This is a genomic window from Pseudomonas sp. SWRI92 (assembly GCF_014268685.1).
Taxonomy (GTDB): domain Bacteria; phylum Pseudomonadota; class Gammaproteobacteria; order Pseudomonadales; family Pseudomonadaceae; genus Aquipseudomonas; species Aquipseudomonas marvdashtae.
This window is the reverse complement of the sequence record NZ_JABWQY010000024.1, coordinates 41,544-55,462: the sequence shown is the minus strand read 5'-3', so window position 1 is coordinate 55,462 and position 13,919 is coordinate 41,544. Positions and strand designations below refer to the sequence as shown.

At 62.8% G+C, this 13,919-nt stretch carries 14 protein-coding genes; 2 read left to right on the top strand and 12 right to left on the bottom strand.

The genetic code is table 11. The annotated features are described in order from the left end of the window. Positions 1–206: 206 nt before the first annotated feature. From lipA to HU762_RS25105, 12 genes are all read right to left on the bottom strand, one after another. The gene (gene lipA / locus HU762_RS25160; RefSeq protein WP_186613785.1) at positions 207–1,205 is read right to left on the bottom strand and encodes a lipoyl synthase; all 999 of its coding nucleotides are present in this window, start codon (positions 1,203–1,205) and stop codon (positions 207–209) included. Positions 1,206–1,230: 25 nt separating this feature from the next. Beyond that, on the bottom strand, positions 1,231–1,878 hold the full coding sequence (gene lipB / locus HU762_RS25155) for a lipoyl(octanoyl) transferase LipB (RefSeq protein WP_186641493.1): 648 nt from the start codon (positions 1,876–1,878) through the stop codon (positions 1,231–1,233). Further along, entirely contained in the window at positions 1,878–2,150 is a 273-nt protein-coding gene (locus tag HU762_RS25150; protein ID WP_186641491.1) for a DUF493 domain-containing protein, read from the bottom strand. The genes lipB and HU762_RS25150 overlap by 1 nt, the downstream gene beginning before the upstream one ends. An 81-nt stretch (positions 2,151–2,231) precedes the next feature. Continuing rightward, complete coding sequence (locus HU762_RS25145; RefSeq protein WP_186641489.1) at positions 2,232–3,389, bottom strand: D-alanyl-D-alanine carboxypeptidase family protein; 1,158 nt, start codon at positions 3,387–3,389, stop codon at positions 2,232–2,234. A 168-nt stretch (positions 3,390–3,557) separates the two neighbouring features. Further along, a complete protein-coding gene (locus HU762_RS25140) occupies positions 3,558–4,586 on the bottom strand; it encodes a septal ring lytic transglycosylase RlpA family protein (protein ID WP_186641487.1) in 1,029 nt (342 codons plus the stop codon). Further along, positions 4,586–5,596 carry a lytic murein transglycosylase B gene (mltB, locus tag HU762_RS25135; protein ID WP_186641485.1) on the bottom strand — a complete coding sequence of 337 codons (1,011 nt, stop codon included), beginning with the start codon at positions 5,594–5,596 and terminating at the stop codon, positions 4,586–4,588. The genes HU762_RS25140 and mltB overlap by 1 nt, the downstream gene beginning before the upstream one ends. A 17-nt stretch (positions 5,597–5,613) precedes the next feature. After that, positions 5,614–6,717, bottom strand: coding sequence for a rod shape-determining protein RodA (gene rodA, locus HU762_RS25130; protein ID WP_186641499.1), 1,104 nt, complete (start codon positions 6,715–6,717; stop codon positions 5,614–5,616). Positions 6,718–6,748: 31 nt separating this feature from the next. Beyond that, entirely contained in the window at positions 6,749–8,644 is a 1,896-nt protein-coding gene (gene mrdA / locus HU762_RS25125; RefSeq protein WP_186641483.1) for a penicillin-binding protein 2, read from the bottom strand. A 10-nt stretch (positions 8,645–8,654) separates the two neighbouring features. After that, the gene (rlmH, locus tag HU762_RS25120) at positions 8,655–9,122 is read right to left on the bottom strand and encodes a 23S rRNA (pseudouridine(1915)-N(3))-methyltransferase RlmH (RefSeq protein WP_047229490.1); all 468 of its coding nucleotides are present in this window, start codon (positions 9,120–9,122) and stop codon (positions 8,655–8,657) included. Positions 9,123–9,131: 9 nt separating this feature from the next. After that, positions 9,132–9,626 (bottom strand): ribosome silencing factor, encoded by a 495-nt coding sequence (gene rsfS / locus HU762_RS25115; RefSeq protein WP_186613710.1) that lies wholly within the window; start codon positions 9,624–9,626, stop codon positions 9,132–9,134. 70 nt (positions 9,627–9,696) lie between these two features. Beyond that, complete coding sequence (nadD, locus tag HU762_RS25110; protein ID WP_186641497.1) at positions 9,697–10,353, bottom strand: nicotinate-nucleotide adenylyltransferase; 657 nt, start codon at positions 10,351–10,353, stop codon at positions 9,697–9,699. 28 nt (positions 10,354–10,381) lie between these two features. Further along, a complete protein-coding gene (locus HU762_RS25105) occupies positions 10,382–11,653 on the bottom strand; it encodes a glutamate-5-semialdehyde dehydrogenase (protein ID WP_186613712.1) in 1,272 nt (423 codons plus the stop codon). Positions 11,654–11,851: 198 nt separating this feature from the next. Here HU762_RS25105 and HU762_RS25100 point away from each other — a divergent pair, with 198 nt between their 5' ends. Continuing rightward, positions 11,852–12,532, top strand: a complete 681-nt coding sequence (locus HU762_RS25100; protein ID WP_186641481.1) for a DNA-3-methyladenine glycosylase — start codon at positions 11,852–11,854, stop codon at positions 12,530–12,532. Between the two features lie 60 nt (positions 12,533–12,592). Continuing rightward, the gene (locus tag HU762_RS25095; protein ID WP_186641479.1) at positions 12,593–13,909 is read left to right on the top strand and encodes a bifunctional DedA family/phosphatase PAP2 family protein; all 1,317 of its coding nucleotides are present in this window, start codon (positions 12,593–12,595) and stop codon (positions 13,907–13,909) included. The last annotated feature ends 10 nt before the right edge of the window (positions 13,910–13,919 follow it).

The window sequence follows — 13,919 nt, the reverse complement described above, 5'->3', positions numbered from 1 at the left end:
TCCCCTTGCCGGGTGTGTAGAGGACTTGCACCTCCAAGTCACCAGCGTGGCCACCACAGCCAAGCTGGTTGCGCTTACGCGCAACGCGCCATGCCTGGCGCACGCAAAAAAGGCGCTTTTCCCTTTCAGGAGAAGCGCCTTTTCCATAAGTGAACCGCTACGGGCCGCCGATGAGCCCTGCAGTCATTGTTGCATTTGGGTACCGATCAGGAACCCAACAGCTCTGCCTTGACCAGTTTCGCCTGCTCATCAGCATGGTACGAAGACCGTACCAGCGGACCGGACGCAACGTTCTTGAAGCCCATCTTGTAGCCTTCCTCAGCGAACCAGGCGAAGGTGTCCGGGTGCACGAAACGCTGCACCGGCAAGTGGCTACGGGACGGTTGCAGGTATTGGCCCAGGGTCAGCATGTCGATGTCATGCTCGCGCATGCGCTTCATGACCTCGATGACTTCCTCGTCGGTTTCACCCAGGCCCAGCATCAAGCCGGACTTGGTCGGAATGTGCGGCATCATCTGCTTGAAGCGTTGCAGCAGGGTCAGCGACCACTGGTAGTCCGAACCGGGGCGCGCGGCCTTGTACAGGCGTGGCACGGTTTCCAGGTTGTGGTTGAACACATCCGGCGGCTCGGCCGCGGTGATTTCCAGGGCGATGTCCATGCGGCCACGGTAATCGGGCACCAGGGTTTCCAACTGGACGTTTGGCGACAGCTTGCGGATCTCGCGGATGCAGTCGGCAAAGTGCTGGGCACCGCCGTCACGCAGGTCGTCGCGATCCACCGAGGTGATGACCACGTACTTGAGCTTCAAGTCGGCGATGGCGATGGCCAGGCTTTGCGGCTCATTGGTGTCCAGTGGCTTCGGACGACCGTGGCCGACGTCGCAGAACGGGCAGCGACGGGTGCAGATGTCGCCCATGATCATGAAGGTCGCGGTGCCGCCGGAGAAGCACTCGCCCAGGTTCGGGCAGGAGGCTTCTTCGCAGACGCTGTGCAGCTTGTGCTTGCGCAGCAGGGCCTTGATCCGGTCGACTTCCGGGGAAACCGGGATGCGCACGCGGATCCAGTCGGGTTTCTTTGGCAGTTCAGTGGTCGGGATGATCTTGACCGGAATGCGTGCAACCTTCTCGGCGCCGCGCAGCTTGACGCCGGCCTCTACCTTGGCACGCGGGGCCGGACGTTCGGTGACGTCCAGCGTCGGGATCATGGTTTGCACTGCATCAGTAGTCATATCAGTCGATTCCGCCCGTGAGGGTCGTCTGCTCAGCATAGTCGAGGTGTTTGACGAGCTGCGCACGCAGCCGGGCACTTACCTCGGCAAATTCAATCGATCCTGTGTGATCGCGCAGCTGGGTCATCGCCAGCCCTGCGTAGCCACAGGGATTAATCCGTCGAAACGGCTCAAGGTCCATGTCCACGTTCAACGCCAGGCCGTGGAACGAACAGCCATGGCGGATGCGCAAGCCCAGCGAGGCGATCTTCGCCCCGTCGACGTACACGCCTGGTGCATCCGGCTTGGCCGCCGCGCTCACACCGTAGCTGGCGAGCAAGTCAATCAGGCACGTTTCCATGCGGGTGACCAACTCGCGCACGCCGAACCCCAGCTTGCGCACGTCCAGCAGCAGATAGGCAACCAACTGGCCGGGGCCATGGTAAGTCACCTGTCCGCCCCGGTCGACCTTCACCACCGGGATATCCCCTGGCAATAACAGGTGCTCGGCCTTGCCAGCCTGGCCCTGGGTGAACACCGACGGGTGCTCGACCAGCCAGACTTCATCGCCGGCGGTGGTGCCGCGTTCGTTGGTGAAGCGCTGCATGGCATGCCAGACCGGCTCGTAAACCATGGTGCCCAGCTCGCGAAAGCCCAGCGTGCCCGGCATCACAACACCATGTGCACGAAACCGGTCGCTCGCAGCTCGCTGTTGATGTCGTAGAGCTGTTCCTGGCCAGTGGCAATGATGTGCAACTGGATCGTCGTGTACTTGCCGTTGGTACTCTGGCGCTCGGCCAGGGTCTTGTGGTCAACGGTGGCGTGCTTCTCAAGGATCTCGATGATCCTGTCCTTGAAACCCACACCGGTGTCGCCGATTACTTTGATCGGATAATCCGCGCAGGGAAATTCGATCTTTGGCGCCTTTACTTCGTCTGTCATGGCGTAACGGCCTCGCAAGCCGTGGTAACGAACATGGCCCCGTGCCGGAAAGGAACGGGGCCATGCAGGTCAACACTCGAATCAGTTGAACAAGCCGTAGAAGAATAGACGGATGCTATCCCACATGCGGCGGAAGATACCACCTTCCTCGACCGCGTCCAGCGCGATCAGGTCGGCGCTGTGCACCACTTTGTCGTCCAGTTTGACTTCGACCTTGCCGATGACGTCGCCCTTGGCGATCGGCGCGGTCAGATGCGGGTTCATGGTCATGCTGGCGGCGAGCTTCTTGAGCTGGCCTTTCGGCAAGGTCATGGTCAGGTCCTGGGCCAGGCCGGCCTTCACCTGGTTGGTGGCGCCTTTCCAGACCTGGGCCTGAGCCAGTTCGGTGCCCTTCTGATAGAAGGTCTGGGTTTCGAAGAAGCGGAAACCGTAGGTCAGCAGCTTCTGGGTCTCGGCGGCGCGAGCCACTTCGCTGTTGGTGCCGAACACCACGGCGATCAGGCGCATACCGTCACGGACAGCCGAGGACACCATGCAGTAGCCGGCCTCTTCGGTGTGGCCGGTCTTCAGGCCATCGACGGTCTTGTCGCGCCACAGCAGCAGGTTGCGGTTAGGCTGCTTGATGCCGTTCCAGAAGAATTCCTTCTGGGAATAAATGGCGTAGTGCGCCGGGTCTTCGTGGATGATCGCCCGCGCCAGCAGTGCCATGTCGTGAGCCGAAGAATAGTGTTCCGGGTTCGGCAGGCCGGTCGGGTTCATGAAGTGGCTGTTGGTCATGCCGAGGTCGGCGACAGTCTTGTTCATCATGTCGGCGAACGCATCTTCGCTGCCGGCGATGTGCTCGGCCAGGGCGACGCTGGCGTCGTTGCCGGACTGGATGATGATGCCGTGCAGCAGGTCGCTGACGGTCACTTGCGAACCGACCTTGATGAACATCCGCGAACCGCCGGTGCGCCAGGCGTTTTCGCTGACGGTCACCGGATCGTTTTCACCGATCTGGCCACGACGGATCTCCAGGGTCGCGATGTACGCGGTCATCAGCTTGGTCAGGCTGGCCGGTGGCAGGCGCTGGTCACCGTTGTTCTCTACCAGGACCTCGCCGCTGCTGGCATCCATGAGCACAAAGGATTTGGCGGCCAATTGAGGGGGCGCAGGCATCATCTCGACCGCGAACGCGGCCGGTGAAAGAAGCAGCGGGACTAGCAGGCAAAGGCGCTTGGCAAAGGTGGTGATGTTCATCCGTCTCTCGAAATCGCTAATGGAACTGCCCGAAGGCAGAACTAAAACAGGCAACTCATTAAGGAGCTGCCGCGTATTTAAGTTGCTCACTCACAACCCTTGCCGGGCTTTTGTTATTCATGGAGCCAACAACCTGACCCGCTCCAACCGCAGCGGGCTTTCAATCAGTTACTCGGCGGTGACCAGGCTCGGCGAACCGAGATTGGCCAGGCGCACGCTGTTCTGTACCTGCTGGACTTCACCCGGAGAACCGATCGGCCCCAGGCGCACCCGATGCAGTGTCTGCTGGTTGCGCACGATCGAGCTGATGAACACCGGCGCGCTGACCATCGAACTCAGCTTCGATCGGAGCAGCTCTGCAGCGTCCGGGTTGGCGAACGCGCCCACTTGCAGATACTGGCCAGACGCTGTTGCAGAAGCGTTTTTTTTTGCGTCGACCTGCACAGGCACCACGGCCGCGGCATGTTGCTGCGGCGGCGGGGTCCATTGCTCGACCGTGCCGGTGGAGGCCGTCAGGGTCGGCGCGGCATTTTGCGCCACTTTCGGCTCGTTGAGCATCAAAGGCGCCGGACGGCCACGCTGGGCCCACCATTCCTGGGGATCGATACCTTCGACCTTGACCCGCGCAGTGCCGGTTTCAGCGTAACCGAGCTTTTTCGCCGCCGCGTACGACAAGTCGATGATGCGATCGGAATAAAACGGCCCACGGTCGTTCACCCGCAGGATCACCGTCTTGTTGTTGTCCAGGTTGGTCACCCGTACATAACTGGGCAGCGGCAAGGTCTTGTGGGCCGCGCTCATGCCGTACAGGTCGTACACCTCGCCATTGGCGGTGTTCTGGCCGTGGAACTTGGTGCCGTACCAGGACGCCGTGCCCGAAGCGACGTAGCGCTTGGATTCGGCGATCGGGAAATAGGTCTTGCCCAGCACCGTATACGGATTGGCCTTGTAGGGACCGGTGTGCAGCGTCGGCGTCGCGTCGGGAATGCGCGAGACATCAACGTCCCACCACGGCGCGCCGTCCTTGTGGGCCCGGTTGATGTCCAGGCCCGGCGTGGCGCGCACGGCGGTGGTGGGGGTTTTCTGGGTCGGTGCGCGACTGGTCGAACAACTGACGACCAACAACGACAGCGCCGCCAATGCCACCAGCTTGAGGGGCCTGGCTTTCAGGGGTTGATAGGTAGGCAATGCCCGCATTATTTGACGCCCCGTGCTTTGACCAGCTCTTCAGACAGTTGATGTACGGCCATGGCGTACATCACGCTGCGGTTATAACGCGTAATCGCGTAGAAATTCTTCAGGCCCATCCAATATTCAGGGCCCTGCTCGCCTTCAAGGCGCATCGCGGTGACCGGCATGTCGTCACGCAGCGCATCATGACTCGACCAGCCCAGCGCTCGCAACTCCCCGACGGTTTTCGTCGGCTCGATACCTTCGGTCAAGCCCTCGTCCACCTGCTCGCCACGCACGTCGGCGCGGCTGACCACAGGCTGGCCAGCCTCCCAGCCGTGACGCTTGAAATAGCTGGCGACGCTGCCGATGGCATCGGTCGGGTTGGTCCAGATATTGATGTGGCCGTCGCCGTCGAAGTCCACCGCGTAGGCGCGGAAACTGCTGGGCATGAATTGCGGCAGGCCCATGGCGCCTGCGTAGGATCCCTTGAGGGTCAGCGGATCGACCTGCTCTTCGCGGGCCAGCAGCAGGAACTCGCGCAGCTCCTTGCGGAAGAACTCGGCGCGCGGCGGGTAATCGAAGCCCAGGGTCGACAGTGCGTCGACCACGCGGAAATTGCCGGTGTTGCGGCCAAAGAAGGTTTCGACGCCGATGATGGACACGATGACCTGGGCCGGCACGCCATATTCCTGCTCGGCGCGGGCCAGGGCCGCCTCATGCTGGCGCCAGAAGTCCACGCCCCGGGCGATCCGCGCCTCGGTGATGAACATCGGCCGGTACTCGCTCCACTGTTTGACGCGCTCGGCGGGCCGGGAAATCGCGTCGAGGATCGATTGCTTGCGCTCGGCCTCGCGGAACACGCCCATCAGCTGTTCACCGGCGAAACCGTAGTCACGGGTCATTTCACCGACGAACTCGGCCACCTGCGGCGAGCCCTCGTATTCGCCGGCCAGGGCCTGCGGCGCGCAGCCCAGGAAGCCGACCAGGCCGACCCACGGCGCATATCGCGTCGACCAGCCACGCATTGCTTGCATTGAACTCTTCACCTTATTCAAACCTGTGCGATCCACTTGCGGTGCGTATGAATCGACATCAAAACCCCAAACGCTGACAGTAGTGTCACCAGCGAAGTTCCTCCGTAGCTAATGAATGGCAACGGCACCCCCACGACCGGCAGCAGGCCACTGACCATACCGATATTGACGAAAACATAAACAAAAAACGTCATGGTCAGGCTGCCCGCCAGCAATTTGCCGAACAACGTCTGCGCCTGGGCGGTAATCACCAGCCCCCGGCCGATCAGCAGCAAATAGATCAGCAGCAGCACACAAATGCCCACCAGGCCGAACTCTTCGCCCATCACCGCGATGATGAAATCGGTGTGGCTTTCTGGCAAAAAGTCCAGGTGCGACTGGGTGCCCATCAGCCAACCCTTGCCAAACACCCCGCCGGAACCGATGGCGGCCTTGGACTGGATGATGTTCCAGCCGGTGCCCAGCGGATCGCTTTCCGGATCGAGGAAGGTCAGCACGCGCTGCTTCTGGTAGTCGTGCATAACGAAATACCACATGGCCACCGACACCGGCACGGCGGCGGCGATCACGCTGAGGATCCAGCGCCAGCGCAGCCCGCCCATGAACAGCACGAAGGCGCCGCCGGCCAGGATCAGCAGCGAGGTGCCGAGGTCCGGTTGGCGGACGATCAGGATAAACGGGATGCCGATCAGCAACAGGCTGACGCACACATGCTTGAGCTGCGGCGGCAAGGAACGTTTGGCCAGGTACCAGGCGATGGTCGCCGGCATGATGATCTTGAGGAATTCCGAGGGCTGGAAACGGATCACCCCGGGAATGTTGATCCAGCGGGTGGCGCCCATGGCGTTGTGGCCCATGATGTCCACCACCACCAGCAAACCCACGCCTACGACATAGGCCAGCGGCACCCAGCGCGCCATGAACCGTGGTTCGAGCTGCGCGATGACGATCATCGATACCAGGCCGATGCCGAACGAGGTGGCCTGTTTGGCCAGCAGGTCCCAGCTCTTGCCACTGGCCGAATACAGCACGAACAGGCTGCCGGCGGCCAGCGTCAGCAGCAGGATCAGCAACGGCCCGTCGATGTGCATGCGTTGCAGCAAAGTGGCGCGGCGGCGCATCACGTCTTCGCTGGACAGGATGCGGTCGAAATTATTCTTCACGGGCCGTAGCCTCCGCAGTGGTGGGGCTTGCGTATTCGGGCTTGAGCTGACCGTGCTCATCCAGCAGCCAGGCGTCCATGATCTGGCGCACCACCGGCGCGGCGACACCAGAACCGGACTCACCGTTCTCGACCATCACCGACACAACGATCTTGGGATTTTCGGCCGGCGCGAAGCCGACGAACAAGGCGTGGTCACGATGGCGCTCCTGAACCTTGGAGCGGTCATATTTCTCGCCCTGCTTGATCGCCACGACCTGGGCCGTGCCGCTCTTGCCGGCGATGCGATATTGCGCGCCAATGGCCGCCTTGCGCGCGGTGCCCCGGGCGCCATGCATCACCTGCTGCATGCCGATGTTGACCTTCTGCCAGTCCGACGGGTTGCGCAGGATGATGTCCGGCACCGGGTCCGGGTCCACCGGTTTCTGGCCTTCAATGGTCTTGGCCAGGTGCGGGCGATACCACTTGCCCTTGCTCGCCACCAGGGCCGTGGCCTGGGCCAGTTGCAAGGGCGTTGCCTGCATGTAGCCCTGGCCGATCCCCAGGATCAGGGTTTCGCCGGGGAACCAGGCCTGGCGGCGAGTCGCCCGTTTCCATTCCCGCGACGGCATCAGGCCAGGGGATTCCTCGAACATGTCCAGGGACACCTTCTGACCGAGGCCGAACTTGTTCATATAGGACGACAACCGGTCGATCCCCAGCTTGTGGGCCAGGTCGTAGAAGTAGGTGTCGTTGGAACGCATGATCGCCGTTTCCAGGTCCACGTAGCCGTCACCGGTGCGGTTCCAGTTACGGTACTTGTGGTCGTAGTTCGGCAATTGGTAGTAACCCGGGTCGTAGACCCGGCTCGACGCAGTCACAACGCCAGCGTCCAGCCCGGCAATCGCCACGGCCGGCTTGATGGTCGAGCCCGGCGGATAGAGCCCGCGCAACACACGGTTGAACAGCGGCCGGTCGATGGAATCGCGCAGCTCGGCGTAGGCCTTGAAGCTGATGCCGGTGACGAACAGGTTCGGGTCGAAACTCGGCTGGCTGACCATCGCCAGGACTTCGCCGGTATTGGGGTCCAAGGCAACCACCGCGCCACGCCGTCCGCCCAGCGCTGCTTCGGCGGCTTCCTGCAATTTGATGTCCAGGCTCAGGACAATGTCCTTGCCGGGAATCGGGTCGGTGCGCTTGAGCACTCGCAGCACGCGGCCGCGGGCGTTGGTCTCGACTTCCTCGTAACCCACCTGGCCGTGCAGCTCGGCTTCGTAGAAACGCTCGATGCCGGTCTTGCCGATATGGTGAGTGCCGCTGTAGTTGACCGGATCGAGCGTCTTGAGCTCTTTTTCGTTGATCCGTCCCATGTAGCCGACCGAATGGGCGAAGTGCGGCCCTTGGGGATAATGCCGCACCAGTTGCGCCACCACCTCGACGCCCGGCAGGCGGAACTGGTTCACGGCGATCAGGGCGATCTGTTCTTCGGTCAGCTCGAACATGATCGGCACCGGCTCGAAGGGACGCCGGCCCTGGCGCATGCGCTTTTCGAAGATCGCCCGATCCTCGGGCGTCAGTTGCAACACCTCGACGATCACGTCGAGCACCTGCTGCCAGTCACCGGAGCGCTCGCGGGTCATGCTCAGGCTGAAGCTGGGCCGGTTGTCGGCCACCACCACGCCATTGCGGTCGAAAATCAGCCCGCGTGTCGGCGGAATCGGCTGAACATGTACACGGTTACTTTCCGACAGGGTCGAGTGGTACTCGTACTGGATCACCTGGAGGAAATACAGCCGCGCGATCAGCACGCCGATCAGCGTGACTACCGCAATAGCACCGAACACGACGCGGCCCCGCACCAGGCGGGCGTCTTTTTCGTGGTCCTTGATGCGAATCGGCTGGGGCATGAGGGCAGGATTACTTGTGATAAGGGTGCCCGGACAGGACTGTCCAGGCACGATACAACTGTTCACCGATCAGGATCCGCACCAGCGGGTGCGGCAACGTCAGGGGCGACAAGGACCAGCGTTGATCGGCACGGGCACAGACTTCCGGCGCCAGCCCTTCCGGGCCGCCAACCATGAAATTGACCGTGCGCGCATCCAGCCGCCAGCGATCGAGCTCGACTGCCAACTGCTCGGTGCTCCAGGGCTTGCCATGGACTTCGAGGGTGACGATCCGCTCGTTCGGCCCGACCTTGGCCAGCATGGCTTCGCCTTCCTGGCGGATGAAGCGCGCCACGTCAGCGTTCTTGCCACGGGTATTGAGCGGAATTTCCACCAGTTCCAAGGCCAGCTCGGACGGAAGACGCTTGGCATATTCATGCCAGCCTTCTTCCACCCACTTGGGCATGCGAGAACCGACGGCGATCAGGCGCAGTCGCACAGCGATCCCTTATTGCTGGTCTTTGTTGAGCTTGGTGAAGTGCTCATGGGGGTTTTCCGGGCTGTGGTGCGCGGCGCTGGCCGAACGGCTCTGCTCGGCGCCTGCCCACAGGCGTTCCAGGTCATAGAACTGGCGCGCCGAGGCGGTCATCATGTGCACGATGACGTCGTCCATGTCCAACAGGACCCAGTCGCTGTCGCCCTTGCCTTCTTCGCCCAACGGCTTGACGCCCTGGGCCTTGACCGCTTCGCGGACCTTGTCGAGCATCGCGCCGATCTGGCGATTGGAGGTACCGGTGGCGATGATCATGTAGTCGGTGATGCTCTGCTTTTCACGAACGTCGATCACCTGGATGTCCTGGGCCTTGACGTCTTCCAGGGCCGCCACGGCCACCTTGACCAGCTCTTCGCCAGCCAGCACCACGCCGGTATGCGCCTCTACCGGCAGCGGGGCGCTCTTGAAGGTGCCCTTGCGCTTTACTTTGTTCAGGTCTTTGTCAGTCATATAAAACTCGTTTTGCTCATGTTCGGGCACTTCGGTACACGTTGATTCGTGTCGGCGAAGCACACCTTGTTCAGTTCGACGCACGGTACAGACCGTGCGCATCGATGTAGGCCAGGACCGCGTCGGGCACCAGGAAACGTACCGACTTACCGCTGGCCAGCAGTTGACGGATCTGGGTGGCGGATACCGCGAGCGGTGTCTGCCAGACGAATGCAATCTGTCCGCTCGGCCCCTTGAGGGCCAGCGGGTCGCTCACCGAGCGCGCCGCCAACAGGTTGCGCAAGGCATCCGGCGGTTCGCTGTCGGCATCCGGGCGTTGCAGCACCAGGATGTGGCAATGCTGGAGCAACTCTTCCCAGCGATGCCAAGTGGGCAGGCCGCAAAATGCGTCCCAGCCCAGAAGCAGGAAAACCTGGGCATCGGCGGCCAGTTCGGCGCGCATCAGCTCCAGGGTATCAATGGTGTAGGACGGCTTGTCCCGCTGCAATTCGCGGGCGTCCACCACCAACGGCGCCACACCGGCCACCGCGCACTCGACCATCGCCAGGCGGTCTTGCGCCGACACCTGCGGCGTATCCCGATGAGGTGGCCGGGCGCTTGGCGTCAGGCGCAGCTCATCGAGGCCCAGGGCATCGGCGACTTCCAGTGCACCGCGCAGATGACCGATGTGCACCGGGTCGAACGTGCCGCCCAGGATACCGATGCGCTTTGGCGCCGTCGTAGTCATAGAGGCCAGTGGGTCGAGATCGCCCAAGTCAGACCGGCTCCTGGCCGCGCAGCTGGCCGTCACCGACCACAATGTACTTTTCGCACGTCAGGCCCTCGAGGCCCACCGGGCCGCGGGCGTGCAGCTTATCAGTAGAAATGCCGATCTCGGCACCCAATCCATACTCGAAGCCATCGGCGAAGCAAGTCGGGGTGTTGATCATCACCGACGCCGAGTCCACTTCGGCCACGAAACGCCGGGTTTCGCCCTGGTGTTCGCTGACGATGGAGTCGGTGTGGTGGGAGCCATGGCGATTGATGTGCTCGATCGCCTGGTCGAGCCCGTCGACCACGCGGATCGACAGGATCGGCGCCAGGTACTCGGTGTTCCAGTCTTCCTCGGTGGCGACCGCCGCGTCGATGATCGTCCGGGTCCGCTCGCAGCCGCGCAGCTCGACGCCTTTTTCGCGGAACTGGGCGGCCATCGACGGCAGGAAATCCTTGGCGACAGCCTGGTCCACCAGCAGGGTCTCCATCGCACCGCAGATGCCATAACGATAAGTCTTGGCGTTGAAGGCGATGCGCTGGGCTTTCGGCAGCTCGGCGTGGGCACTGACGTAGACGTGGCAGATGCCGTCCAGGTGCTTGATCACCGGCACACGGGCGTCGCGGCTGACCCGTTCGATCAGCCCCTTGCCGCCGCGCGGCACGATGACGTCGACGAATTCAGGCATGGTGATCAACGCGCCGACTGCCGCGCGATCGGTGGTTTCTACCACTTGCACCACTGCCGCCGGCAGATCGGCTTCAGCCAGGCCGCGCTGGATGCAGGCGGCGATGGCGCGGTTGGAATGAATCGCCTCGGAGCCACCGCGCAGGATGGTCGCGTTACCGGACTTAAGGCACAGGCTCGCGGCGTCGATGGTCACGTTTGGCCGCGACTCGTAGATGATCCCGACCACGCCCAGGGGTACGCGCATCTTGCCGACCTGGATACCCGACGGCCGATAGCTCATGTCGCGGATCGCCCCGACCGGGTCCGGCAGTGCCGCGACCTGACGCAGACCGACGATCATGCCGTCGATACGCGCCGGAGTCAGCGCCAGGCGCTCGAGCATCGCCGGCTCCAGACCATTGGCCCGGCCAGCGGCCAGGTCCAGTTCGTTGGCGGCGGACAACTCGGCGCGCGCGGCGTCCAGCGCATTGGCGGCGGCCTGCAGGGCGCGGTTTTTCTGCGCGGTGCTGGCACGGCCGATGATGCGCGACGCTTCGCGGGCGGCGCGACCCAGGCGGGTCATGTAGTCAAGAACGGACTCAGTCATGGTCTGTGTGGTCTTGGCAAAGAGGAAAGCGGCAGATTATAGCTGTCGTAACCCTCGACTAACAGCATGGACTCGCAGCGGTGACCGGCGGAGGAGCAAAACCGGCACTATTCGCAGGTATTCCCGCGAATGTTCAGCGGTAATTAAGCTTTGCGTTGTTATCATCGCGCTATCTTTGGCCCTACTCCGTTCCTCGCCATGACCGATTCGCCAACCGCGCCCATTGCCTTGCCCCACGCTTTTTTTGATCGCGACGCCCAAGTACTCGCCCAGGATCTGCTGGGCAAAGTCATTCGCCACAAAGTCGGTGACGTGTGGCTCGGCGCGCGAATCATCGAGACCGAAGCGTATTACTTCGCAGAGAAAGGCAGCCATGCCTCCCTGGGCTATACGGAAAAACGCAGGGCTTTGTTTCTGGATGGCGGCCACATCTATATGTACTACGCCCGCGGCGGCGATTCGCTGAACTTCAGCGCCCAGGGCCCGGGCAACGCGGTATTGATCAAATCGGCGTATCCCTGGGTCGACGCCATCAGCGGCCCGGCGAGCCTGGCGCAGATGCTGCTCAACAACCCCGACGCCCAGGGTCGACCACGCACACCGCAAAAGCTTTGTGCAGGACAGACCTTGCTGTGCAAGGCGCTGGGACTGAAAGTGCCGGACTGGGACGCGAAGCGCTTCGACCCCGAACGGTTGCTGGTGGAAGATGTGGGCGTGCCGACGGTCAATGTGATCCAGACCACTCGTTTGGGCATCCCATTGGGACGGGACGAACACCTGCTCTACCGCTTCGTCGATGCCGCCTACGCGCCGTGGTGCACCCGCAATCCGTTGCGGCGCGGCCAGGTCGAGGGCCGTGATTATTTTTTGCTTGCCTGAACGCAGCACCGCTCCCTGACAAAAATTGCATGCCGCTTGAATAACAATGGAGTTGTCTTTATGGGCCCATGGCTCGATAGCATTACCGGCTGGCTGACTGTAAATCCGCAATGGCTGGCGGTGGCGGTGTTCGTCGTCGCTTGCGTGGAATGCCTGGCCATCGCCGGGCTGATCGTACCGGGCACGGTGCTGTTGTTCGCGATTGCGGTGCTGGCCGGCAGCGGCGCGTTGTCCCTGGGCGAAACGTTGCTGCTGGGCCTGCTAGGGGGACTGCTCGGGGATCTAGTGTCGTACTTGCTCGGCCGGCATTTCCACCAGAACATCCGGCGCCTGCCGGGGCTGCGGCAACATCCGGAATGGATGAGCGCGGCGGAGAGCTACTTCCAACGCTACGGCATCGCCAGCCTGCTGGTGGGGCGCTTTATCGGGCCGCTGCGGCCAATGCTGCCGATGGTGGCCGGGATGTGCGACATGCCGTTCCTGCGCTTCGCCGCTGTCAGCCTGGTAGCGGCGGCAGGCTGGACCGTGGCGTACCTGCTGCCGGGCTGGGCCACCGGAGCGGCGTTCCGCCTGCCGCTGCCCGAAGGTTTCTGGCCACAGGCCGGTGTCGTCATCGGCAGCATCGCCGTGATGCTTGGACTCAGCGTCAACAGCAGCCTGCGTCGCCATCGCCACGCCTCGGCGATCATCGCGGTGGTTGGCCTGGCGATCCTGATCGGCCTGTTTATCGGTTTTCGCTACCTGACGGCGTTCGACCAAGGCCTGATCGCCCTGGTCCAGGAACATCGCAGCGCGACACTGGACGAGATCGCCGTGACCTTCACGCTGATCGGCGAATTCCGCTACATGTTGATTGTCTGCAGCCTGGTGACCGGGTTGCTGCTGGTGGCACGACAATGGCGGCAGGCAATCTTTGCCGGCGGCACAATGCTGCTCACCGCCCTGGCCAACACTGGCTTCAAGCTGTTCTTCGCCCGCGTGCGCCCTGAAATCCTGAGCGAGCCATTGACCAGCTACAGCATGCCCAGCGGCCACGCCTCCGGCGCCTTTGCGCTGTTCCTGGCCCTGGCGATACTGGCCGGGCGCGGCCAACCGCCACGCCTGCGCCTGACCTGGCTGTTACTCGCCTCGTTGCCGGCGCTGGCCATTGCCTTGTCGCGGGTGTACCTCGGCGCCCATTGGCCGAGCGACGTTGTCGCCGGCGCCATGCTCGCCGCCACCGTCTGCGCCGCGGTCCTGTGGTTGAGCCAGCGCCAGGAGCCGCTTCGCGCCATGTCGCCAAAAGTCTGGTGGCTGGTGCTCCCGGCACTGATGGCGGCGTTCAGCTTCTTCGCCCTGCGGCATCTGCCGCACGCGATGTTGCGGTATGCCTATTGATGCATCGGCG